Origin of the sequence: Kitasatospora saccharophila (assembly GCF_039529925.1) — a bacterium.
GTDB lineage: Bacteria > Actinomycetota > Actinomycetes > Streptomycetales > Streptomycetaceae > Kitasatospora > Kitasatospora saccharophila.
In genome coordinates this window covers 17,504-41,503 of the sequence record NZ_BAAANS010000059.1, presented here as the reverse complement: position 1 = coordinate 41,503, position 24,000 = coordinate 17,504, and the positions used below count along the sequence as shown (strand labels likewise).

Here is a 24,000-nt window from a genome sequence, read left to right as displayed (position 1 = left end):
CTGCCCCTTTTCCCGCCGAGATCCCGGTCATCCTACTGACGCCGTGGTCGCGGGCGGGGTTCCGTCCCCCGGCTCAGCGGTGGTCCGGCAGGTCCAGCGAGAAGTGGAAGGCCACCACCGACATCCGCCGCGCGTGGTAGAAGCGGTGCGCGCCCTGGTTGACCACGCCGGAGTCCAACTCCACGCGCACGCAGCCGGCCCGGGCCGCCCGCTGCTCCAGTTCGCCCATCAGCCAGGCGCCGACGCCGCCGGAGCGGAGCGCCGGACCGGTCACCAGGTCGTCGACGAAGAGTATCCGCCCCCGGCTGGTCGCCAGCGTCCGGTGCGTCGCCACGGCCACGCAACGGCCCTTCCCGGACGGCGCGTTGTCGTACGCGGCGGTGAACACCAGGCCCTGGCCCGCCGCTTCGGCGGCGAACGCGGCGAAACCGGGGCCGCTCAGGGCGGGGCGCAGGGCCCGGATCAGCGGCTCAACGTCCCGGTACAGGGCCGGACTCGGGACGTCCACGTCCCGTGCGAGCAGTTCCATCCGGTCATTGTTCACCGCGCCGGCCGGCCGCCGCATCCGGGTATCCGGTACCCGGATGCGGCGGCCGGCCCTCCGCGCTCAGGGGGTGAACGAGCCGTTCGGGCCGCCGGTGCACAGCAGCCCGGCGGGGGAGGAGAGTTGCCACGGGTGCGCCGGGCCGCCGGGGGCCGGGTCGGGGGCGACGGCCAGCACGTGGCCGGTGTCGAAGGCGAGCTGCAGGCCGCCCGCCGGGGTGACGGTGGCCGCGGTGATGGCGGCGTCCGCGAGCCGGCCGAGCGCGCCGGTGGGGGACAGGCCCAGCGCGGGGTAGAAGTGCTCGACCTCCGTGCCGTGCCGCAGTCGGAAGTCGTTCTCCACCGTCAGCAGCAACTCGCCGTCCAGGCGCAGCAGCAGCCGGTTGCCGCCGCCGAGCGACCGCACCGCGCGACCGTCCAGTTCGGATCCGATCGACCGTGCCATCCCGTGCCTCCCGATCTTCGCGCCGCACCGGCGGACACCGTCCCGACCTGGCCATTCATACCCGCCCGGGGCCCCGGTACCCGCCGCGAACCGCCGGGCGGCCACCGGGAACGGCCACCGGGAACGGGCACCGGGAGCCGGTGCCGGGCCCGGCGGACCCGCTGGGCCCGGCGTGCGCGGTCGGTTCAGCGGGCGGCGACCGGGGGCGCGCCGTTCACCAGCTCGGCCGGTCCGGCGGTCGGCGGCAGCGCGCGCACCGCCAGGCAGGCCGCCAGCCGGCCCGCCGCGGGCGGGGTCAGCACCCGGGTGGCCTCCCGCGGGGTGAACAGCCGCCACTCGGCGATCTCCTCCTCCTGGAGGCGGACCGCCGCCAGCAGCTCCGGCCCGGCCGTCCCGCCGTCGTACACCAGCGACAGGTGCGGCGGGTCCCACGGGTGGACGGTCACCCAGTCGATGCCCAGCAGCCGCCCCGGCTCGCGATCCCAGCCCAGTTCCTCCAGGGCCTCCCGGCGGGCGCCCGCCCGGGGCAGCTCCCGGTCCGCCTCGACCGACCCGCCGGGCAGCACCCACGGCGCCTCGCCCCGCCACGGCTTCAGCCGCACCAGCAGCACCCGCCCGTCCGGGTCGGTGAACAGCATCCGGGCCTTGGCCCGGACCTTGGGGCGGCTGGCGTAGTACGCCTGCTTGCCCAGCGGCGGGGGCGGCGCCTGGAGCCCGGCACCCGGCGGCAGCAGCCCCGCCAGGGCGGCCGCGCCCAGGTACGCGGGGGCCGGGCGGGGCGGCAGGTGCAGGACGGAGTGGCCGACGGGCAGGCCGTCCGCGAGCTCCAGCGGCGCGGCCGAGCGCGGCGCCCGCAGGCAGGCGCCCATCCGGCGCGACAGCAGCGGCGGCACGGCCGACAGCAGCAGGTCGGCGGGCAGGTGGACCATCGCGTCCAGCTCCGCCGCCTCCAGCCGGACCGCCGCCCGCTGCTCGTCGGTCAGCGGCTCGGCCCAGTACAGGAAGGCCGCGATCGGGGGCCGGTCGTGGTCCACCGACCAGTCCAGGCAGGCGAGTTCGCGCAACACCGGGGTGACGCCCAGCTCCTCGCGGATCTCCCGCACGGCGGTGTGCCGGGGCGAGGGGTCCGCCCGCTCCCAGCCGCCGCCGGGCACCGCGATCGGGTGCTTGGCCCGGTACGAGTTCCGGACCACCAGCACCCGCCCGTCCCGGTCGGGGAACAGCACCCCCGCCGCCGCCATGATCTCCCGCCCGCCCACCGCAACCCCCTGTCCGCGCGCCGTCCTCCCCGCCAGCATGCCCGACCCCCGGCCCGCCACCCCGCAACGGCCACGAGCCCGCGCCGGACCCCTCGGTCCGGCACGGGCTCGCACCCCCGGCGCGACCCGGCCCGTCGGGGCCCGGCCCGGCCGGTGCGGCGCCGCCGTCAGGCGTTGACCGGAGCCTCCAGCAACTGCGCGTACGGCGCGAGCTTGCGGATCGACTCGATGTTCTTCAGGCACTGCTCGCGAGACTCCTCCGGCTCGCCGGTCACCACGACCGAACCGTTGCTCGCCTTGAGCCGGAAGCGGTGGTTGCCCGACTCGTCCACGTACAGCTCGAACTTCCCAGCCATCGAAACGCACACCTCTCGTTGGGTACCCCCCTCGACGGCCAACGTAGGGTCAACTCCCCCTCCGCGCCTCCCGGGTGTGCCGTTCGAGTACGCGGCCGCGCTGGTGGCGGGGAGCGGGTGCCTCGATGGCCAGGCGCGGTCCGCCGCCCCGTTTCACCTTCCTTGCACATCGGGGCGAGCGGGCCGCGGGGCGGACGGCCGCGCTCCCGACCGTCGAGGGCGCGGCACCCCGCGCGGATCGGGGCACACCGACCATCCCCCGCAGAGGGGTGCATGACCCGGGCACGGTGAGACAGCCCTCAGGCTGGCGTTGTACTCGAAGTCCGCCTACCGGCCCGATCACCCGAGCGGGCGAGAAGCGCGCCCGGGCGCGAGGCGGCCGTCTCAGGTGTTGGCGCCGGCGTGGGCCCGGCGGCCCCCGGCGGTGGGGCCGTGCCAGTCCAGGCACATCACGGTGGCGTCGTCCTGGAGCTTGCCGTCGCAGGCGTCGGTGACGGCCGCGACCAGGGCGCGCACCACCTCGCGCGGGTGGTCGGTGGCGGTGGCGGCCAGGAGGGCGGGCAGGTCGACCGACTTCGCGCGGCGCTCCTGCATCCCGTCGGTGTGGAGCAGCAGCCGGTCGCCGGGCCGCAGGTCGATGTCCTGCACCTGGTAGCGGTCCTGCCCGGAGACGCCGAAGGGCAGGTCGGCGTGCAGGGGGAGTTCCTCGACGACGCCCTCGCGCAGCCTCAGCGGGCGCGGGTGGCCGGCGTTCACGAGCTGCGCGCCCGTTCCGTCCAGGGGGATCCGCAGCAGCTGGCCGGTGGCCAGGATGCCGGGCTTCTGTGCGAGCAGGGAGCGGTGCGCGTGGTCGGCCTGCTCGGCGAGGGGGGCCGCGACGCGGCGGGCGCCCCGGGAGGCGTTGACCAGGAGGGTGGCGATGAGCGCGGCGTTGAGGTCGTGGCCCATGGCGTCGGTCAGGGACAGGTGCAGCGTCTCGCGGTCCAGGGCGTAGTCGTAGGTGTCCCCGGCGACGCTCTCGGCGGGCACCAGCGCGCAGGCCAGGGTGAACTGGGCGGCTTCGCAGGAGGGTGCGTCCGGCAGGAGCTGGCGCTGGATCTCGGCGGCCAGGCTGACGGGGGCGGTGCGCCGGGCCCAGTGGTAGAGGTCGGTGAAGCGGCGGTCGGTGACCACGATGTAGGCGAGGGCGTGGGCCGCCTGCTCCACCTGCTCCAGCGCCTCCTCGGCGACCTCGGGGGTCGCGGGGAGGGACAGCTCCAGGAAGCCGATGGCGTCGCCGCGGTTGGTGACGGGGGCGATCACGCGGTGTCCGTGCCCGTCGGGCTCGTCCGGGGCGCGGACCAGGCGCTGGGTGCGCAGGACGTCCTCGTAGAGGCTGCCGTCAAGCCTGATCCGTTCGACGCCGCGCCCGTCCAGGGTGGTGGCGTCCTCCGCCACCCGCACCACGCTCTGGCCGACCAGGTCGAGGAACAGGAAGGAGACGTACCGCGCCCCGAACCGCTCGCGCAGGTCGTGCGCCACCACGTCCAGGGAGTCGACCGGCGCCGCGGCCTCGGCCGCCGCCAGTACCTCTCCCAGGACCATCCGCTCCCGCGCCACACCAGCCTCCTCAAAGATCCGCAGGGTTCCCACATTCCCCCGATCGCCCGGGGAATTCCAGCTTCCCGCGGTACGGCCCCCTCCGGTGTCGGCCAGGCGTAGCCGACCTGGAGCACCAAGCCTTTCGTTCAACAAGCAACAAATAAATTCGATCTTGCATTGCTCTGGATCTTGCCAGGGGAGCCAGCCTGACCACCTTTTCAAGCTGCCTTGACCCTTGCAGCCATGTCGGCGGAGGAAAGTTCTGCTTACTTTATTGACAGAAGCAAGAAATGGGGAGAAGTTGTTCAGCGGCCTGCGGCGCGCCCGCGGCCCGTACTGGCAGCCGGCTTCGGGTCGTCCTGTCGAGCCGGTTCGACCGCACTTCGGAAGATCGCCGACATCGGCGGCAGAAAGGAGCCGACCATGGAGCCGACGCCAGCCGCGAAGGCATCTGCGCTCGGCGGTTTCCGCATCGTGACGGGCTTGCTCTTCGCCTGTCACGGAGCGGCGACCCTGTTCAACGTGCTCGGGGGCCCGCACGGGCGGGCGCCCGAGTTCGGGCAGTGGCCCGGCTGGTGGGCCGCCGCGATCCAACTCGTCGGCGGCGCACTGGTCCTCTGCGGCCTGGCCACCCGGTCGGCGGCGTTCGTCTGCTCCGGGTCCATGGCCTACGCCTACTTCGTCCAGCACCAGAGCGAGGGACTGTTCCCCCTGGAGAACGGGGGCGAGCCGGCCGCCCTCTACTGCTGGGCGTTCCTTCTCATCGCCGCCCTGGGCCCGGGCCGCTGGCCCCTCTCGGCCCTGTTCCACCGCCCCGGGCGGGTCCTGGCCGCGCACGGAGGGAGGTGACGCGCCGCCAGGCAGCAGTACCGGCAACGAGCAAGACGCCATGTGCACGAGTCGAACCGCACCGGTCCGTGACACCGGCCGGTGATCCCCCACCACCCAGGAGGAAAGCACCATGCACGTCGAGTCGAAGAAACTGCTCCGCCGCACCGCGGTGAGCGCGGCCGTGCTGTCCACCAGCATGCTCACCCTGTTGCCCCTCGCACCGACCGCGTCCGCCCACGGGACCGTCACCAGCCCGCCCACCCGCAACTACGGGTGCGCCACCCGCTGGAGCGGCCCCGACGCGCCCGGCATGCTGGAGCAGGACCCCATGTGCTACATCGCCTGGCACCAGAGCCCGCTGGCGATGTACACCTGGAACGCCCTGTACGCCAACAACCTCGGCGAGGACATCGAGCACGTCGTCCAGAACGGGCAGATCTGCAGCGCCGGCCGCTCCGAGATGGGCCGCTACGCCCCCATGGACAACCCCGGCCCCTGGAAGACGACCGACGTCGGCAGCAACTTCACCGTCAACGTCGAGGACGTCGCCCGGCACGGCGCGGACTACCTGAAGATCTACGTCACCAAGCAGGGCTTCAACCCCGAGATCGAGCCCATCGGCTGGGACGACCTGGACTTCGTCAAGCAGACCGGCAGCTACCCCGGGCAGCTGAACTACACCACGGACGTCAACACGAGCGGCTACAGCGGACGACACGTCGTCCTGACCGTGTGGAAGGCGTCCCACATGGACCAGAAGTACTTCCTGTGCAGCGACGTCAACTTCGGCTGACAGCAGGCTGATCGGGGCCCCGCGGAACGTACGGCCGCGGGGCCCCCGCCTGTGCGCCCCCACCCAGCACCCCTCCCTCGGCCGGCCACCCCCGCACCGCGCCGAACGGAGCCCCCAAGGGCCCTCTTCCCGTCCAGAGCCGGAGGCCAGACGATGACCGACACCTCCCACACCGGCAGCACCGCGGACGCGCCCCCCGACCCGGTCGGCCGGCCCCGCGCCTCCCGTCGCCGGCGGGTCCAGGGGCAGCTCGCCCGCCGCGGGCAGCGCTACCAGCGCGTCAGCGCCACCGTCCTGCGCGTCTGCGTGGGGCTGCTCTTCTGCTGGTTCGGCCTGCTGAAGTTCTTCCCCGGTGCGAGCAGCGCCGAGGGCGTCGCGGGCCGCGCGATGACGGAGATGACCCTCGGCCTCGTCCCGGCCGGCGTCTCCCTGCCGCTGCTCGCCGTCCTCGAAACGGCCATCGGCTGCTGCCTGGTCACCGGCCTGCTGCTCCGCTGGGCCCTGGCCGCCTTCTTCCTGCACATGACGGGAGTCTTCCTCTCCCTGGCGCTGCTGCCCGGTGAGATGTGGCGCGCCTACGGAGCGGTCCCCACCCTGGAGGGGCAGTACGTCCTCAAGAACGTCGTCCTGGTGGCGGCCTGCCTCCACGTGGCCGCCGACGAACTCGCCCCCTGACCGCGCCGGAGGCGACTCGGGCCGGAGACCGGCCGGTTGCCGGAACGGGGGAGGATCAGGGCTTCGCCGCCAGAACGCCGCTGAGGTCGTGCTGCGCGGCCTTGAGCGCCTTGGCGGGGGTGGTGGCGCCGGTGAGCGCGGCGTTGACGTTGGTGTAGAGGGTCGCGCTGACCTTCGCGTAGTCGGCGGTGGTCCAAGTGGGGCGGGTGACCGGGCGGTTGGCGGCGGCGGCCCGGAAGACGGGGTTGACGGCCTGGACGTCGGCGTCGTTCAGGACGCCCTTGCGGGCGGGCAGCATGCCGCCCTTGATCGCGAGGGTCTTCTGGGCCTCGGGGCCGGTTATCCACCGGACGAAGGTGAGGCTGGCGGCGAGGTGGGTGCCGTGCGGGCTGACGTAGAGGTTCCAGCCGCCCGCAGTGGTGCGGCCGCCGCCGTTCTGCCCTTGGAACGCGGGCAGGCTGACCACGCCGACCTTGCCGCTGACCTTGGAGAGCGGGCTCTCCTGGGCGTTGGTGTAGGCGTACGCCCAGTTGCGCAGGAACGCGACCTGGCCGCTGGTGAAGAGGGCCTGGGCCTCGTCCTCCTTGAAGCCGGTGATGTCCTCGGGGGCGACGCCCTCGTCGATCAGCCCCTTCATGTAGGTGAGGGCCTTGAGGTTCTCGGGGCTGTCGACCTGCGCGGTGGTGCCGCCCGCGTCGATGCTGCTGCCGCCCGCGTCCGCGGCGAACTCGGTCCAGCCGCAGGTGAGGCCCTCGTACCCGGCCCACTGCGCGGCGAACCCGTACTTGACGAGGCCGGCCTTCTGGAGCCGCTCGGCTTCCTGCTGCAACTGCTCCCAGGTGGTGGGGGCGGGCAGGCCGGCCTTCTCCAGGAGGTCCTTGCGGTAGAAGAGGAAGGCGTGGTCGGCGAACAGCGGGGCGGCCATGATCTTCCCCTGGTACTGCAGGCTGTTCAGGAGCGCGGGGTCGAAGGACGCCCAGAAGTCGGCGTCGAAGTGCTCGTTGAGCGGGAGGGCGAGGCCGGCCTCGCCGAGCCGGGTCGGCCAGACGACGTCGCCGTTGTAGACGTCGAAGGAGTCCGAGCCGTTGGCGACGCTCTCGGCGATCGCCGCCCGCGCCGCGTCGGTGTCGGACGGGGCGTCGGCGATGAGGACGTGGATGCGCGGGTACGCCTTCTGGAACTCCTCGATGAGGGTTTCGCGCATGTCGACGTCGGCGGGACCGAACCTGCTCGCGTACCAGGTGATGGTTCCGTGGGGCTCGTCACCGGTGCCGCCGCCGGCGCAGGCGGTGCCGGAGACGGCCAGGGCGGCGACGAGGACGGTGGTGAGGCGGGTTCTGCGGCTGTGCACGAGGTGGCTCCGGTACATGGGCGCCCGATGGGCGGGCGGCAACGGGGGAGAGTGCGGTGTGGCCGCCGGAGCGGGTCCGGCGGCCACGGGTCAGGAAGCGGGGTGACGGGGGGTCAGGCGGTCAGGGTCCACTTCTGGCTGGTCCAGGTGCCGCAGTCCCAGAGGTGGAGGGCGGCGCCGTCGCTGGTGCTCTGGGCGGCGATGTCGAGGCAGCGGCCGGAGGCGGGGTTCTTGAGGGTGCCGTCGGCCTGGGGGACCCACTGCTGGGAGGGGTAGCCGCCGCAGGTCCACAGGTGGGCCTTGGTGCCGTTGGTGGTGGCGCCGCCGACGAGGTCGAGGCACTTGCCGAGGGCCTTGAGCTGGGTGCCGTCGAGGGTCCAGTTCTGGCCGGTGGCGGTGGAGCAGGTGTTCTGCACGACGGCGGTGCCGTCGGCGGAGGCGTCACCGGAGACGGCCAGGCACTTGGTGTCGCCGTTGACCACGTGCCCGGCGCCGGGCGCGGTGGACGGGCTGCTGGAGGGGCTCGGCGAGCCGGTGGCCGGGGCGTCGGCGGTGGGGTCGAAGTAGATGAAGTCCCAGTTGCTCAGCTGCGGGACGGTGAAGGAGACGTAGCGTCCGCCGGCGTCGCTGCCGCTGGTGAAGGCGAGTTCGCTGGAGCGGCCGCCGTCGCGGTCGGGGCTGGCGAGGTGGATGCTCGGCGGGACGGGGGTGTCGCCCAGGTAGTACTTGAGGGGGAGGTTCGTCAGGTTCGGCGCGCCCTGGGCGCCGGAGTCGCGCCACTTGTTGTCGTTGCCGAGCAGGTTGATCAGGTGGATGACGTCGACGCCGTCGTTCTTCATCACGTTGGTCCAGATGGTGTTGCCGGAGCCGTCGGTGCTGGTCGGCTGGCCGGAGATCTGGACGGCGTTGGAGGCGGTGTGCAGGTTGGGGCCGTAGAGGAGGTTCTCGTAGCCGGTGATGACGTCGTAGTACGTCTTCTCCCACGCCTTGAGGTCCGCGGACATGCTCTTGTCCTTGTTGAGGAAGTACTCGGTGTTGAGCATGTGGTCGTTGGGTCCGAGTTCGAGGTGGTCGGCGCCGTTGGCGGCGAACATCGCGTTGGCGAGCTGGACCGAGGTGGTGTTGAAGACGCTGTTGGAGTTGGCGGTGCCCTCCGGCGTGTTGGGCCGGTTCATGTAGGCGGGGGTGATGTGGGACTTGCCGCCGGACGCCTGGCGCTGCTTCTCCAGGTACGCCTTCACCGACGGGTTGGTCTCGTAGTTCCCCCACAGCTCGGTGTAGAGGTAGTCGGCGTTGGACCTGGCCTGCTCGGCGTCGCCGAACCCGTCGACGGCGTTGAACCCGACGGCCTTACCCTGACCCAGGACCTGCTTGGTCCTGTTGACCAGGGAGGCGAAGCCGGCCGGCCGGTCGACCTTGGCGCCGTTGACGTCGTACATCTCCTCCCAGTAGCCGACCTGGTCGATGTGGGCGCCGTCGAAGCCCATCGAGGAGACGCTGTCGGCGTACTGGCCGGTGATGTAGTTCTGCCAGTCGGTGTTGGCCGGGTTCATGAACTTCAGGACCTGGCCGGGGATCATCGTGTAGGTCCAGTCGCTCCCGTCGCCCTTCTTCAGGCGCCAGTCGGGGTTGACCTTGCTCTGGTCGTAGTCGTTCAGCGCGGCGTACGACATCTGGTAGGGCAGTGCGGCCACGCCCCGGCTGTGGCTGGAGGAGATGTAGTTGCGCACCGTCTGCGAGCTGATGGTGTGCCCGGCCCAGTCCGTCCAGGAACCGGCCACGCCGGAGCCGTCGTGCTTGACGGGCTGCTCGTGCTTCCACATCCAGTCGTAGAACTGCAGGTTGTTGATGTGGTAGCGCTGCGAGAGCTCCGCGATGTCGCCGTCGGCGTCGGAGGCGGAGATGTCGCTGCCGTAGAAGGCGAGGAAGCCCGCCCGCGGGAAGCGGGTCCAGGTGCTGGAGACGTCGATGGCGGTCTGGGCGCGGCCGGAGGAGGCCGAGATCTCCACCAGGTAGCCGGTGAAGTCGGTGCTCGGCGGGCGCACCCGCCAGCTGACCTGGCCCGATCCGTCGGCCTGGACGGTCGTGCTGGCGACGGTGTCGCCGAGGTGGGTGAGGGTGAAGGTGACGGGACCGGAGCCGTCGACCCTGGCGGTCACGACCGCGTCCTGCCCGGGGGCGTAGCGCGACGCGTCGGTCCAGGCGTCCGTGACGGTGGCCGCGGAGGCGGTGCCGGCGGGCAGCATGACGCCGGCGAGGCAGGCGAGTGCCGCCCCGGTGACGAGGGCGCCGCGCACGGGGCGGCGGCGGGGGAGGTGTGCTGACATGGGGAGCCTCTTGGGTGGGGGCAGGGCGCCCTGGGGCCCTGCGTGGCGGTCGGTGGCCCGGAGCGGCCGATCCGGTGCGCTCGTGGCGGCGGCATCCCGGTGGTGCGGGCGTGGGCTTGTCGGCGCGGGGAGCCCGGCGGGAGGCGGGACGGGGCAACGCTCCGGAGCGCGGTCAGCGGGCCGCCACCGTCTCGCGCCGGGTGGTGTTCGCGCGATGCGTGGTCGGCCCGCTGAGAGGCTGGCATTGTTAATTTCGCGTGTCAAGAAATAAGACGGAATTCGCTTGCGTGGAGCGCGGGTTCGCCCGGTGTTCAGCTCCGCGGGACGGCGCTCGCGCCGTCGGGGAGCGCGGTCGGCATGGAGACCAGCCACAGGGGAAGCGCCTGGAAGAAGGCGGAATCCGCGGTCGGCGACGGGCGGCAGGCGGAAGCGGGGGAGGCGGGGGAGGTGTGGGGGCGGATCCCAGGGGCATCGTGACCTCGCGGGGACGAGCGGCTCGTGGGGGTGCGCGGCGTGGGCGGGCACCGGATGCTCGGCCCGGGCGAACAGCGTGCCGCCATGAGCGGCCCGGGCCGCACCGCCCCCTCGGCGGCGCGGCCCGGATGTCGGGGCGGCGTGCGCGTCAGGTTCGCCGCGGCCCCGCGGACTCCTCGTGCGGGAGCCGCGTTCGAGGAGGTGGGGCCAGCATCCCCCGCTAAATTTCACCCGTCAAGTAAGTATCATGGCCTTCGGTGGTCCTGTCCGGGAGTCGTGCGATCCTGCGGTTCGGGATGTGTACTTGCGTGCGCGAAGAAACGGGCAGACTTGCAGTGGCGCCGACCGGCCGCCGGATTCGACGAGTGGAGGAATGCCGACCGTGACCATCCAGACGCCCATCGGCCGTACGGTGCCCCGGCTGCTGGCTCCGGCCGGCCCGGCGGCCACCGATCCGATCGGGCAGCGCACCCGGGCGGACGTGTTCGCCGCGATCCTGACCGCGGGGCCGCTGTCGCGTGTGCAGGTCGCGCAGCGGCTTTCGCTGTCGCAGTCGACGGTGACGAAGATCGTCAATCCGCTGATGGAGGCGGGCTACCTCGTCGAGGGGACGGCCGAGCCCGCCGGAGCGCTGGGGCGGCCCCGGCGGATGCTGCAGGTCCGCAAGGACAAGCACCTGGCCGTCGGCGTCAAGATCAGCCCCTCCAAGGTGACGGCCGTGCTGACCGACCTCGGCGCCCAGGTCCTGGCCCGCTGGGAGCAGCCGCTGGCCGACCACCGGATGGAGACCGCGGTGGCGGCGACGGCGGAGGCGGTGCGGCAGCTGGTGGCGTCCGTGCCGGGGGCTTCCGAGCGGATGCTCGGCGTGGGCGTCGGGGTGAGCGGCCACGTGGACCCGGTCAGCGGGGTGTGCCGGTACTCGGCGCTGATGGGCTGGCACGACGTGGACGTGGCCGGGCCGCTGGCCCAGGCGTGCGGGATGCCGGTGGCGGTCAGCAACGACGTCAACACGCTGGTGGTGGCGGAGCAGTGGTTCGGCCACGGGCGGGAGGTCGACTCCTTCGCGGTGGTGACGGTGGGCGCGGGCGTGGGCTGCGGCCTGCTGCTGGGCGGCCGTCCGCACCTGGGGCGCAGCGGGCTGGCGGGGGAGTTCGGGCACGTGCCGCTGGATCCGGCGGGCCCGGTGTGCAGCTGCGGGAACGTGGGCTGCCTGGAGGCGCTGGCGTCCTACGACGCGGTGCTGCGGCGGCTGCGGGAGGCGGGGCTGGGGGAGTGCGCGGACATCGACCAGGCGGTGGCGCTGGCCCGGTCGGGGCGCGGGCCGGACTCGAAGGTCGCGCTGGCGGCGTTCGCGGCGGCCGGTGACGCGCTGGGGCGCGGCCTGGCGGGTCTGTGCAACCTGCTGAACCTGGAGAAGATCGTGCTGGCGGGCGAGGGCGCCACCGCGCAGGACCTGTTCGGTCCGGCGCTGGCCGCGGCGATGCGCGAGCACGCGTTCTCCACGGCCGCGGCCGACTGCGAGCTGGTGGTCGACGAGGTCACCGACGACCTGTGGGCGCGGGGCGCCGCCTGCCTGGTGGTCCGGGACGCGGTGGGCGCCTGAGCGCGGTGGAGCGGCCCGCACCCCGGGACTCGGGTGCGGGCCGCCGTTCCACGGGGGCGGTCAGGGCGCCAGCGGGGTGAAGGGCAGGCGGACGGTGCCGTCCGTCGCCGTCCAGTCGAGGACGGTGGCCTGCGGGTGGGCGGCGTCGGTGATGATGTCGATGGTGTTGGGGTCGCGGGTGTCGGTGTCGCGGCTGTCGAGGGTGTCGTCGACGGCGCCCGCGCCGCCGCCGAAGCGGTACTGCTTGACCCAGGACGGGCCGGTGTTCCAGTAGTCGAGGCCGTAGACGGGGCGGACGTTGCCGATGCCCTCGCCGTCGTCGGCGTCGCCGAGCATGGACACCTGGTAGCGGGCGGTGGCCGGGTCGAGCGGGCCGAAGGCGCTCGCCGGGAGGGTGAGGACGATCTGCTGGCCGGCGGGGACGACGTCCAGCGCGGCGTCGGCGGTGCGGGCGAGGTCGGGCCCGTAGACGCCCTGGCCGAAGCGGGAGCCCTGGTGGCGGCCGTCGCCGACGACGGCGAGCTGCCAGGTGCCGTCGGTGGCGGTGTTGGTGCCGGGCAGGGCCGGGGTGGGGGTGGTGGGGGCCTGGGGGTCGCGGACGTAGACGTTGAGGCGCTGGACGCTGATGCCCTGGCCGCCCCAGGCGTTGGTGATCGGGCCGTCGACGCGGGTGACCAGGCGGACCCGGTCGCCGTCGCGGTAGACGTCGAAGGCGGTGAGGTCGAACGCGCCGGGAGCGAAGGCGCCGTCGGTGGGCAGGGCGTAGCCGCCCGGGCCGTGGTCGTCGCCGGACGGGTCGGTCAGGCCGCCCAGGCGCTGCCCGAAGGCGGTGACGGTGCGCACCTGCTGGGCGGTGCCGCCGTCCTTGCCGACGGCGGCGACGACGATCTTGTTGCTGATGCCGGTGAGGGTGATCTCGGTGTCGAAGCGGCCGCCGGTGACCGGCACCTCCCGCTTGGCGCCGTTGACGGAGACGTAGAGGTGCCGGGCGTCGGTGGTGCCGGTGATCCGGCTGGTGCGGCTGGCGGAGGTGGTGAGGTCCCCGGGGGCGGTGAGGTCGAGGGCGGGGACGGCGGGGGCGTGCTCGGCGCTGTAGCGGTCGGCGACGACGTCCGGGGTCTCGACGGGGCTGCCGTGGCGGATGCCCTGGGCCAGGCGCACGTACTGGGCCATGGCCCAGGCCAGCGGGGCGGCGGAGCCGGTGCCCTTGCCGAAGGTGTGGCCGTAGGAGGTGGGGTCGGCCTGGTCCCAGACCTGCTCGGGGATCAGGTAGCCGTCGTTGGCGGTGGCGGCCATGGTGCGCAGGCGGGTGAGGGCCGAGGCGTCGTCGCCGCGGGCGAGTTCGTACTCGCCGCGCTCCCCGGCCAGCAGCGGCCAGGGCCGTCCGGTGCCGGTCCCGGTCCAGGGCGCGCCGGTGTCGCTCTCGCCGTAGCCGTCGTAGGTGTAGCGCTTCCACAGGTCGCCGCTGGGGGTGGTGACCTTGAGGGAGGCGTCGACGGCGGCCAGCGAGTGGGCGACGGCCGGGTCGGTGGGCGGCTTGACGCCGAGTCGGACGAGTTCGAGGAAGCCCGCGTCGGTGACGGCGTTCTCGGGGTGGGAGCCGGCGCCGTTGGCCCAGTTGCGGGCGGCGCCGTCGTCGGGGTTGCCGCTGTTGCTGATCCGGAGGTAGTAACTTCCGTCGCCGATGGGCCCGTTGGTGGTGTAGGTCCACTCCTGGACCTGGCGCTGCCAGGAGTCGGCGCTGGACTGGTAGACGGCGGCCGCGGCCTGGTCGCCGTTGTGGCGGGCGATGTCGGCGGCGACGGTGAGGGCGGCGATGGTGGCGGCGAGGGTGGAGGGGGAGTAGCCGCCGGTCTCCTCCCAGCGCTCCTGCGGGGTGGTGGGGCCCTGGGCGACGAGGTAGTCGGCGGCCCTGCGGACGTGGTCGCGGTAGAAGGCGCCGTCGGTGCGGCCGGCCTGCTGGGCGAGGAGGATCGGGAAGGCGGTCTCGTCGAGCTGGACGTTGACCTGGTCGGGGGTGCCGTCGGTGTGCGAGGTCTGCGGGAAGTGGCCGTCGGGCAGCTGCTGGCGGGTGAAGAGCCAGTCCACGGCGCGGCGGGCGGCTTCCGGGTCGCCGGCCGCGAGCAGCGCGGTGACCTGCTGGTACTCGTCGCGGGCCCACACGAAGTGGTAACCGCCGCCCCCGCCGCCGTCGTTGGTGGCGCTGACCGCCTGGCCCCAGGGGATGGTGAGGGAGGCGCTGAACGCGCCGGGGTGGGTCTTGTCCTCGTGGGCGCGCACCGTCATCACCGACGCCCAGTACTGCTTCTCCAGGTCGGTGCCCTTGATCTCCTTCGGGACGGGTGCCAGGCGGCGCAGGTAGCCGCGCCAGGTGTCGCGGTAGGCGTCGGCGGTGGTGGCGAAGGGGCGTTCGAGGCTGGTGCGGGCGGTGGCGAGGGCGTTCTCCGCGGTGTCGGCGAAGCCGAGCGCGAGGGTGACGCGGGTGGTGCCGGTGGGGGCGACGGCGATCCGGCCGACCTGGGAGACGTTCCCGGCCCCCGCGGTCCAGTGGGTGCCGGTGAGGGTGTGGTGGGCTTCCAGGTCGGCCAGGCCGTCGCTGGCGCTGCCCACGTAGCCGGTGGTGGTCGCGGTGAAGCCGGTGGAGGAGACCAGGGCGCTGGCGACGGGCTTGCCCGCCACGTGGCTGTCGGTGGAGACCAGGGAGCCGGAGGAGGTGCGGCCGCTGTCGTTGCCCGCGTCGCCGGCGAGCGAGGGGTCGTAGAGCGTGAAGAGCTGGTACGGGCCGGGCTTGAGGGCCTGGAAGGCCAGGTCGACCAGGACGGTGGCCCGGGCGGGGTCGGTGACGTACGTCTTGACCAGCTTCCAGCGCCCGGCCTTGTCGGCGGTGGTCTGGCGGTAGGTCAGCGAGTCCTGTCCGACGAGTTCGACGGTCCGGACGGTGTCCTGGTCCTCGCGCTGGGTGAAGGTGGAGCCGTCGGTGACGGCGAAGGCGAGCTGCCGGACGTCGGGGGTGTCGGCGCTGGGGTAGTAGACCTCGCTCATGGTGCCGCCGGTCAGGGTGTACCAGACCTTGGAGCGGTCGGACAGCGCCGTCCCGACGCCCTCCTTGTCGCCGGTGGTCCAGGTCGCGGCGGCGCCGGGCGCGTCGGCGGCGTCGGCGCTGGCGGGCAGGGCCGGTAGCAGGCCGGCGGAGACCGCCAGGACGGACGTGGCGGCCAGCGCCCCTATGCGGCGGGACGCGGTGCGGGGTCTGGGGTGCGTGTCGTGCTCGGACATGCGGCTCCTCCTTGAGACGGCATGACGGTGGGTGGGGGCAAGCAGTCGGTACGCGGGTGTGCGGGAGCGCCCGGCCCGCTCCTCGGCCGTGCCGGGAGCGGACCGGGGCGTACGAGGGTGGGGCCGTCAGTGCGCGGTGCGGCGCAGGACGAGGCTCTCCCAGGGGCGGAGCGTCAGCGGCTCGCCCAGGGTGTGGGTCAGATAGGCACCGGGGAGCGGGTAGTTGGTGACGAGCCGTTCGGCGCGGTGCCAGCCGTCGGCGTCGGGCAGGGCGGCGTGGCGGACGTCGCCGCTGAGGTTGGCGAGGACGAGCAGCTCGGTGCCGCGGTGGCGGCGGGTGAACGCGTACAGGTGCTCGTCCTCGGGCAGCAGCAGGGCGAAGTCGCCGTGGACGACCGCGGGTTCGGTGTGCCGCAGCTCGATCAGACGCCGGTAGTGGTGGAACACGGAGTCCTGGTCCGCGAGTTGGGCGGCGGCGTTCAGACGGGCGTGGTTGGGGTTGACCCCGATCCACGGGGTGCCGGTGGTGAAGCCCGCGTGCGCGGTGGCGTCCCACTGCATGGGGGTGCGGGCGTTGTCGCGGCCGATCGCGCGCAGCCCGGCCAGCACCTGCTCGGCGTCGGCGCCGGCGGCCACCGCGTGGGCGTAGTGGTTGAGGGACTCGATGTCGCGGAAGTCGTCGATGGCGGCGAACGGGGCGTTGGTCATGCCGAGTTCCTCGCCCTGGTAGACGTACGGGGTGCCGCGGTGCAGGTGCAGGACGGTGGCCAGGGCGGTGGCTGAGCGGACCCGGTGGGCCGGGCCGTCGTCGCCGAAGCGGGAGACGACGCGCGGCTGGTCGTGGTTGTTCCAGTAGAGGCTGTTCCAGCCGGTGGCGGCGAGGCCCTGCTGCCACCGGGTGAGGGAGGTCTTCAGGTCGGTCAGGCGCAGCGGCTTCGGGTCGAACTTGCCGCCCGGGCCGTGGTCGAGCCCGACGTGCTCGAACTGGAAGACCATGTCCACCTCGGCCCGGGCCGGATCGGTGAACAGGCGCGCCTCCTCGACGCTCACCCCGGGCATCTCGCCGACCGTCAGCAGCCGTTCGGGGTGGGCGGCGAACACCTCCCGGTGCAGCTCCTGGAGGTACTCGTGGATGCGGGGGCCGCAGACGTAGAACGGGGAGCCGTCGCCGTGGGCCGCGCCGTCGGCGACGGGCCCGTCGGGGAAGTCCTGGTCCTTGGAGATCAGGTTGATGACGTCCATCCGGAAACCGTCTACGCCCCGCCGCAACCACCAGCGCATCATCGCGTGGACGGCGTGGCGGACCTGCGGGTTCTCCCAGTTCAGGTCGGGCTGCTTGCGGGAGAACAGGTGCAGGTAGTACTCGCCGCTGGCCTCGTCGAGCTGCCAGGCCGACCCGGAGAAGAACGAGCCCCAGTTGCTGGGCTCGGCGCCGGGCTCTCCGGCGGCGAACCCGGGGCGGGGCGGGCGCCACACGTACCAGTCGCGCTTGGGACTGTCGGGCGAGCCGACCGCCTCGCGGAACCACGGGTGCTCGTCGGAGGTGTGGTTGACCACCAGGTCCATGACCAGCTTCATGCCGCGCGCGTGCACGGCGGCCAGCAGCTCGTCGAAGTCGTCGAGGGTGCCGAAGGCCGGGTCGATGCCCTGGTAGTCGCTGATGTCGTAGCCGTTGTCGTCCTGCGGGGAGGGGTAGACCGGCGAGAGCCACAGGACGTCGACGCCGAGCGCGGACAGGTGGTCCAGCCGGCCGGTGATGCCCCGCAGGTCGCCGATGCCGTCCCCGTTCGAGTCGGCGAAGCTGCGGGGGTAGATCTGGTACACGACCGCCGACTTCCACCAGGGGTCCTCCTCCTGCGGGCGGGCGGAGAGGGGCCGCAGGCGCTCGGCGGGCACATCGGGGGACTGGCTGTGGACGTCGACAGACACGGGTGAAGGACCTCTCGGGAGGGCGGGGTCGGTTGCCGCGGGAGCTCCGCGGGGCGGCGACAGGAGTGCGGACGGGCTCAGCACCACGCAGTGGTACGCATCCGGACGGTGGCAAGCAGACCTGCGGGCTAATTACTTTTGCCGAGAAAGTCAGCTGCTGTCAACAATCACCCCTGTTCTTGCAGGGGGTCTGGCTGATGAGTCCGTTCTGTTACGTCACGGTGATCCGCAGGTTGCGAACATTTCTTGACGCTCGAAAGTATGCATGCCACGATCGCCGAAGCAGCGGCTGAGCCACCTGACGAACCGGCTGCACCCGAACACCGAACACGTCTGCCGCCCCTGCGGGGACCCGGGCCCCCGCGCCCGCAGCACCCCGGCGGCACCCGCCTGCACGCCGTGCAGTTGCGCCCGTCCACCATCCGAGGACCACCTCATGAAGCTCTCCCGCAGACGTCCCAGCTCCGCGGTCGCGGCCGCTGCGCTCGCCCTCATGCTGCCCCTCGCCGCGTGCGGCAGCAGCTCCGACACGGGCTCCGGCGGAAAGACCCTCCGCGTCTGGCACTACGAGACGCAGGACAGCGCGCTCAGCAAGGCGTGGGACGCGGCGATCACCACGTTCGAGCAGACCCACCCCGGCGTGAAGGTCGAGTTCGAGCGCAAGACCTTCGACCAGATCCAGCAGAGCGCCGGCATGATCCTGAACTCCGACAAGGCGCCGGACGTCATGGAGTACAACAAGGGCAACGCCACCGCCGGCCTGCTGTCCAAGCAGGGCCTGCTGACCGACCTGACCCAGGTCGCCAAGGACCGCGGCTGGGCGGCGAAGATCAGCGACAGCGCCTCGGTGCCCGCCCGCTACAACGACAGGGGCGAGATGGGCGGCGACAAGTGGGTCGGCGTCCCGAACTACGGCGAGTTCGTCCTCGCGTACTACGACAAGGACCTGTTCGCCAAGTACGGCGTGAGCGTCCCGACCGACATGGCGGGCTTCGAGGACGCCCTGGCCAAGTTCAAGGCCGCCGGCGTCACCCCGCTGGCCAACGCCGGCAACGACCACCCGGCCTCCCACTGGCTCTACCTGCTGGCCCTGTCCAAGGCCGACAAGAAGTGGGTCCAGGACTACCAGACCTTCTCCGGCAAGATCGACTTCCACGGGCCCGAGTGGACCTACGCCGTCGAGACCTACAAGCGCTGGCTCGACAAGGGCTACTTCGACAAGAACGACGTCGGCCTCAAGGGCAGCGACATGACCGAGCAGTTCGTCTCGGGCAAGCGGCCCATCCTGGTCGGCGGCAACTGGTGGTTCGGCGGCTTCAAGACCGACATCAAGGACTTCGACTGGAGCACCGCGGTCTTCCCCGGCAGCAAGATCACCCTGGGCTCCAGCGGCAACCTGTGGGTCGTCCCGCAGCGCTCCAAGAACAAGACGCTCGCCGAGGACTTCATCGACATCACCATGTCGCCGGAGATCCAGGCCATGATCGGCAACAACGGCAACGTCCCGATCGCCGCCCAGCCGGACGCCATCACCGACCCCAAGTCCCGTGAGCTGGTCGGCCAGTTCGACCAGATCCAGAAGAGCGACGGCCTCGGCTACTACCCGGACTGGCCGGCCGCCGGCTACTACGACGTCTTCGTCTCCGCCACCCAGAACCTGATGAACGGCGCCGACGCCAAGTCCGTCCTCGACGAGATCGCCGCGCCGTACGAGAAGCAGGCCGCTTCCCGGCAGTGACGCCACCGCCGGGCCCGCCGCGGGCGGGCCCGGCACCGCCGGACAAGCCCGGGGTGCGGGCCGCGCCGCCCGCGGCCCGCACCCCGACCACCAAGGAGCACCGTTGGACAAGAAAACCCGCCCGCGGTCCGCGGGCTACGCGCCCTACCTCGCGCCGGGCCTGCTGCTGTGCCTGATCTTCCTGGTCGTCCCGCTGCTGATGACCTTCGGCTACAGCTTCACCAGCTGGCAGGGCATCGGGAGCCCGACGTGGACCGGCCTGGACAACTACACCCGCCTGCTGAGCGACGCCGACTTCTGGGCGTCCTTCCGCAACATCTTCTTCGTCATCGTCGGCATCGCCGTCGTCCCGACCCTGCTGGGCCTGCTGCTGGCCGCCGTCCTGTTCGACTACATCGGCAAGAAGCACGGCGACCGCCTGGTCAGCGCCTTCCGCTCCGGCCTCTACCTGCCGCAGGTCATCCCGGTCGCCGTCACCGGCCTCATGTGGGGCTGGATCCTCGCCCCCAAGGGCGCGGTCAACGGCATCCTGGAGAAGGTCGGCCTGAGCAGCCTCAGCCAGAACTGGCTCGGCAACCCCGACCTCGCCCTGTGGGTCGTGCTGTTCGTCCTGGTCTGGATGCAGCTCGGCTACCCGCTGGTCCTCTTCCTCTCCGGCCTGCAGCGCATCGACCCCGAGCTGTACGAGGCCGCCGACCTCGACGGCGCCTCCTGGTGGCAGCGCTTCACCCGGATCACCGTGCCGCTGCTGCGGCCCGAGGTCTACGTCGTCCTGGTGACCACCACCATCGCCGGCCTGAAGGTCTTCGCCCAGATCTTCGTCCTCACCGGCGGCGGCCCGGGCAACTCCACCCTGGTCCCCTCCTACTTCGCCTACCAGAACTTCTTCGAGCGCGCCGACGTCGGCTACGGCTCCGCGATCTCCAGCACCATGTCGCTGCTGGTCCTGCTCATCGCCGGCGCCTTCCTGACCCGCCAGGCCCGCGAGGACGGACGAGCATGAGCACCGACACCCGAAGCGCGGCCCCCGGCACGGCCCCCGAGCCGCGACCGGGCGGGCCCCGCGCCGCCCGCCCGCGTCGGCGCGCCGCCGCACGCTCCGGCTCCGCCCGCCGCACACCGCTGTCCTACGCCGTCACCGCGGGCATCGCGCTGTTCGTCCTGGCCTTCCTCGCGCCGTTCGTCATCATCGTCCTGAACTCCTTCAAGACCACCGCCGACTACCGAAAGAACGGCCCGCTCAGCTGGCCGGAGGCGTGGAACTGGGACATCATCGGCGACGTCTGGAAGCAGGTCGGCTTCACCGAGAAGCTCACCAACAGCGTCACCATCAGCCTCGGCGTCGTCGTCATCGCCATCGCGCTGGCCCTGTTCAACGCCTACGCGATCGGCATCGGCCGCGTCCGCTGGCGCACCCCCCTGCTGGTGTTCTTCCTCGGCGTGAACGTCCTGCCGCAGGAGGGCCTGGTCTACCCGGTCTACTACCTCTTCAAGGAACTCGGGCTCTACGACGGCAAGTTGGGCTACACCATCCTGGTCGGCGTCATCTACAGCGCGTTCGGCACCTACCTGCTCACCTCGGTCTTCTCCGGGTTCCCCCGGGAGCTGATCGAGGCGGCCTCCTTGGACGGCGCCGGCCGCTGGACCATCCTGTGGCGCATCGTCCTGCCGATGAGCTGGCCCACGCTGTCGGTGATGTGCGTGTTCTTCTTCGTGTGGAGCTGGAACGAGTTCCTCTTCCCCGTCGTCCTGCTCATCTCCAACGAGAACCAGACCGTCCCGCTCGGCCTGTCCGTCATGCAGGGCCAGTACACCAGCAACCCGACCGCCCTGAGCGCGGCCGCGCTGCTCGGCGTCCTGCCGATGGTGATCTTCTTCTTCGTCTTCCAGCGCACCCTGACCCGCGGCATGACCGCCGGCGCGGTCAAGTAGCCGCCGGTTCCCGCAGGACGGGCCGCACGCCGTACCGGCGTCGCGGCCCTCGCGCGTCTCCACCCGGCACGGCGCCGGGCCCCTGTACTGGACGACCTACGGCTACAACCAGCCCCACGACGACTACATGCCGCAGGCCGAGTGGCTGAAGAACCTCGACTGGCTGCAGGGCGGCCTGAAGTCGGCCGGGTACGACATGGCCTGCACCGACGGCTGGGTCGACTTCATCACCAGCACCGACGCCAACGGCTACGTCACCAAGTACAACGACAACTGGACCATGGCCTGGTCCGACATGGCCGCCGACCTCCGCGCCCGGGGCATGAAGCTCGGCGTCTACTACAACCCCCTGTGGGTCACCCGGGCCGCCGTCGCGGACCCCACCAAGACGCTGGTCGGCCGGCCCGACATCAAGATCGCCGACCTGGTCAACCCCGGCGACCGGTTCAACGGCAACCACAGCATCTACTGGATCGACGTCACCAAGCCCGGCGCCAAGGAGTTCGTCCAGGGCTACGTCAACCACTTCAAGAACCTCGGCGCCGCCTACCTGCGCATCGACTTCCTCGCCTGGTTCGAGACCGGCTTCGACCAGAACTCGGGCACCGTCGGCGTCGCCCACGGCACCGCCGCCTACCGCACCGCGCTGGGCTGGATGAGCGAGGCCGCCGGCGACGGCATCGAACTCAGCCTCGTCATGCCCAACCTCGCCGACCACGCCGCGGGCGAGCGCCGCTACGGCGACCTCGTCCGGATCGACAACGACGCCGGCAGCGGCGGCTGGGAGCACCTCAGCGGGGGCCGCCAGGGCTGGCAGGCGCACTGGTCCCAATGGGACAACCCGTTCCAGGGCTTCACCGGCTTCGCCGACGTCTCCGGCCGCGGCCAGCTCATCCTCGACGGCGACTTCCTCCTGATGAGCAAGTTCGGCAGCGACGACGAACGCCGCACCGCGATCAGCCTGTTCACGATCGCCGGCTCCCCGCTCGCCGTCGCCGACACCCACGACATGATCGGCACCACCGCGCAGTTCCTCACCAACCCCGAGATCCTCGACCTCAACCGCCGCGGCCTGGCCGGCAAGCCCTACTTCCACAGCGCCACCCCCTACTCCACCGACAGCGCCAGCCGCGACCCCGAACGCTGGTTCGCCCAACTCCCCGACGGCAGCTGGGTGGTGGCCCTGTTCAACCGCCAGTACAGCTCCGCCACCAAGAGCACCGACTTCGCCGCCGACCTCGGACTCACCGCCGCCGCCCCGGTCCGCGACCTGTGGACGCGCCAGGACCTCGGCACCGCCACCGCCCACGCCGTCTCCCTCGCCTCGCACGCCGGCCGGCTCGTCAAGATCACCCCCGGCGGCTCCCCGCGCTTCCAGGCCAACGTCGCCGCCTGGGGCGGCGGCGCCGGATTCGGCAGCACCGCCACCGGCTACAGCAGCTTCGGCTACGCCACCGGCCTCGGCAGCACCGGCGCCCGACTCGTCCTCGCGGTCGACGCCGCGGCCGCCGCCAGTACCAACGCCACCGTCCGCTACTCCGCCCGCACCGCGGCCACCCTCACCCTCGCCGCGACCAGCGAGAGCGGAACCGCGGCCGGAGCCCCGGTGCAGATCACCCTCCCCGCCACCGGCTCCTGGGGCACCTGGGCCACCGCCTCGGTCAAGGTGCCGCTGCTGGCGGGCACCAACGTCCTCACCGTCGAGCACACCGCCGCCGACACCGGCGAGGCGTACGTCGACTGGATCGAGATCGGCAGCGGCGGCGGATCCACCGGCACCCCGCCCGGAGCCCCCGGCACCCCCACCGCCTCCGCCACCACCGCGACCTCCACCACCCTCGCCTGGAGCGCCTCCGCCCCCGGCAGCGCCGCGCTGCGCGGCTACCGGGTCCACCGGGCCGACCCCGACGGCACCGACACCGTCGTGGCCACCACCCCGGACGCCGCCACCCGCACCGCCACCCCCACCGGCCTGACGGCCGCCACCGCCTACACCTTCTTCGTCACCGCGACCGACACCACCGGCGCCGTCTCCGCCCCCTCCGGCGCCGTCACCGTCACCACCACCGGCACCACCACCCCCACCACCGCCACCAAGGTCGCCTACGCCACCGCCGGCGACTGGGGCTCCGGCTTCACCGCCCAGCTCACCCTCACCAACACCGGCACCACCCCCATCGACACCTGGACCCTGGCCTTCACCTACGCCGGCAACCAGCACGTCAGCAGCGGATGGGGCGGCAGTTGGTCCCAGTCCGGCCCGACCGTCACCGTCACCGGCGCCTCCCTCGCACCGGGCGCCTCGCTGGCCCTGGGCTGCGTCGGGACGTACTCCGGCACCAACGCCGCACCCACCGCCTTCACCGTCAACGGCACCCCCGCCAGCGCGGGCTGAGCCCACCCCGCCACCGCGCCCGGCCCGCACACCGCCGACCCCCCCGCAGAAGGTCTGACACGCCGGTTCCCGGTGCCCCGGACAGCGCCGCCGTCCGGGGCACCGGCACGTTTCCGGCCGGGCGCCGGGCTCGGCCGCACGACGCGGGCGTCAAGGCCGCGTCAAGGTCGCCCGTCCGCCCGTATGGGGGGCGTCAGGGAACCGGGAACGGCGCTGACCGGCTGGTTCGCTGCTCTTGCCGGTCCTTCGCCGGCCCCGCCCGGAGCGTCCGCGGACCTCCGGCGGTGACAGCCCCCCTCGACCAGTTGGTGGAGCGATAGCCATGCTCGATCTCGTCTTCGTCGGTGTCACGGTCGCCGTGTTCGCCGTCATCGCCCTCATCGCGAAGGGGGTCGAGAAGCTGTGAGCGCCGAACACATAGCGGGTCTCCTCGTCGCCGCCGCACTCGTCGGCTACCTCGTCCTCGCGCTGATCCACCCGGAGAAGTTCTGA

Annotated in this window: 18 protein-coding genes; 9 read left to right on the top strand and 9 right to left on the bottom strand. The window is 72.3% G+C overall.

The features are described 5' to 3' along the window. Positions 1 to 73: 73 nt before the first annotated feature. The 5 genes from ABD345_RS32040 to ABD345_RS32020 all read right to left on the bottom strand — a co-directional run bounded on the left by ABD345_RS32040 (position 74) and on the right by ABD345_RS32020 (position 4,202). Complete coding sequence (locus tag ABD345_RS32040) at positions 74 to 529, bottom strand: GNAT family N-acetyltransferase (protein ID WP_344557292.1); 456 nt, start codon at positions 527 to 529, stop codon at positions 74 to 76. 78 nt (positions 530 to 607) lie between these two features. Then, positions 608 to 988 carry a DUF6188 family protein gene (locus ABD345_RS32035; protein WP_344557290.1) on the bottom strand — a complete coding sequence of 127 codons (381 nt, stop codon included), beginning with the start codon at positions 986 to 988 and terminating at the stop codon, positions 608 to 610. A 185-nt stretch (positions 989 to 1,173) separates the two neighbouring features. Further along, complete coding sequence (locus ABD345_RS32030; RefSeq protein ID WP_344557288.1) at positions 1,174 to 2,247, bottom strand: NUDIX hydrolase; 1,074 nt, start codon at positions 2,245 to 2,247, stop codon at positions 1,174 to 1,176. A gap of 167 nt (positions 2,248 to 2,414) precedes the next feature. Beyond that, positions 2,415 to 2,603: a YegP family protein gene (locus ABD345_RS32025; RefSeq protein ID WP_344557286.1), complete on the bottom strand. Its 189-nt coding sequence runs from the start codon at positions 2,601 to 2,603 to the stop codon at positions 2,415 to 2,417. Between the two features lie 384 nt (positions 2,604 to 2,987). Next, a complete protein-coding gene (locus ABD345_RS32020; protein ID WP_344557284.1) occupies positions 2,988 to 4,202 on the bottom strand; it encodes a PP2C family protein-serine/threonine phosphatase in 1,215 nt (404 codons plus the stop codon). A 405-nt stretch (positions 4,203 to 4,607) separates the two neighbouring features. Between ABD345_RS32020 and ABD345_RS32015 the strand changes: the two genes are divergently transcribed. The 3 genes from ABD345_RS32015 to ABD345_RS32005 all read left to right on the top strand — a co-directional run bounded on the left by ABD345_RS32015 (position 4,608) and on the right by ABD345_RS32005 (position 6,483). Next, positions 4,608 to 5,033: a DoxX family protein gene (locus tag ABD345_RS32015; protein ID WP_344557282.1), complete on the top strand. Its 426-nt coding sequence runs from the start codon at positions 4,608 to 4,610 to the stop codon at positions 5,031 to 5,033. 112 nt (positions 5,034 to 5,145) lie between these two features. After that, a complete protein-coding gene (locus tag ABD345_RS32010; RefSeq protein ID WP_344557280.1) occupies positions 5,146 to 5,808 on the top strand; it encodes a lytic polysaccharide monooxygenase auxiliary activity family 9 protein in 663 nt (220 codons plus the stop codon). 153 nt (positions 5,809 to 5,961) lie between these two features. Further along, positions 5,962 to 6,483: a DoxX family membrane protein gene (locus tag ABD345_RS32005; RefSeq protein WP_344557278.1), complete on the top strand. Its 522-nt coding sequence runs from the start codon at positions 5,962 to 5,964 to the stop codon at positions 6,481 to 6,483. Between the two features lie 55 nt (positions 6,484 to 6,538). Here the strand turns inward: ABD345_RS32005 and ABD345_RS32000 are convergent, their stop codons facing one another. Beyond that, positions 6,539 to 7,834, bottom strand: coding sequence for an ABC transporter substrate-binding protein (locus ABD345_RS32000; protein ID WP_344557276.1), 1,296 nt, complete (start codon positions 7,832 to 7,834; stop codon positions 6,539 to 6,541). A gap of 113 nt (positions 7,835 to 7,947) precedes the next feature. Then, positions 7,948 to 10,161 (bottom strand): glycoside hydrolase family 66 protein, encoded by a 2,214-nt coding sequence (locus tag ABD345_RS31995; RefSeq protein WP_344557274.1) that lies wholly within the window; start codon positions 10,159 to 10,161, stop codon positions 7,948 to 7,950. An 856-nt stretch (positions 10,162 to 11,017) separates the two neighbouring features. On the opposite strand from ABD345_RS31995, the gene ABD345_RS31990 reads away from it, so the two are divergent. Next, entirely contained in the window at positions 11,018 to 12,238 is a 1,221-nt protein-coding gene (locus ABD345_RS31990; RefSeq protein ID WP_344557272.1) for an ROK family protein, read from the top strand. A 60-nt stretch (positions 12,239 to 12,298) separates the two neighbouring features. Here the strand turns inward: ABD345_RS31990 and ABD345_RS31985 are convergent, their stop codons facing one another. Both ABD345_RS31985 and ABD345_RS31980 read right to left on the bottom strand, forming a co-directional pair. Beyond that, positions 12,299 to 15,514, bottom strand: coding sequence for a glucan 1,4-alpha-glucosidase (locus ABD345_RS31985; RefSeq protein WP_344557271.1), 3,216 nt, complete (start codon positions 15,512 to 15,514; stop codon positions 12,299 to 12,301). Between the two features lie 126 nt (positions 15,515 to 15,640). Continuing rightward, positions 15,641 to 17,443, bottom strand: coding sequence for a glycoside hydrolase family 13 protein (locus tag ABD345_RS31980; protein ID WP_344557270.1), 1,803 nt, complete (start codon positions 17,441 to 17,443; stop codon positions 15,641 to 15,643). A gap of 436 nt (positions 17,444 to 17,879) precedes the next feature. On the opposite strand from ABD345_RS31980, the gene ABD345_RS31975 reads away from it, so the two are divergent. From ABD345_RS31975 to kdpF, 5 genes are all read left to right on the top strand, one after another. Then, entirely contained in the window at positions 17,880 to 19,181 is a 1,302-nt protein-coding gene (locus tag ABD345_RS31975; RefSeq protein ID WP_344557269.1) for an ABC transporter substrate-binding protein, read from the top strand. A 103-nt stretch (positions 19,182 to 19,284) separates the two neighbouring features. Further along, entirely contained in the window at positions 19,285 to 20,184 is a 900-nt protein-coding gene (locus ABD345_RS31970) for a carbohydrate ABC transporter permease (protein WP_344557268.1), read from the top strand. Beyond that, on the top strand, positions 20,181 to 21,113 hold the full coding sequence (locus ABD345_RS31965) for a carbohydrate ABC transporter permease (RefSeq protein WP_344557267.1): 933 nt from the start codon (positions 20,181 to 20,183) through the stop codon (positions 21,111 to 21,113). Before ABD345_RS31970 ends, ABD345_RS31965 begins: the two co-directional genes overlap by 4 nt. A 127-nt stretch (positions 21,114 to 21,240) precedes the next feature. Then, on the top strand, positions 21,241 to 23,508 hold the full coding sequence (locus tag ABD345_RS31960) for a cellulose binding domain-containing protein (RefSeq protein ID WP_344557266.1): 2,268 nt from the start codon (positions 21,241 to 21,243) through the stop codon (positions 23,506 to 23,508). Between the two features lie 402 nt (positions 23,509 to 23,910). Continuing rightward, complete coding sequence (gene kdpF / locus ABD345_RS31955; RefSeq protein WP_014136735.1) at positions 23,911 to 24,000, top strand: K(+)-transporting ATPase subunit F; 90 nt, start codon at positions 23,911 to 23,913, stop codon at positions 23,998 to 24,000.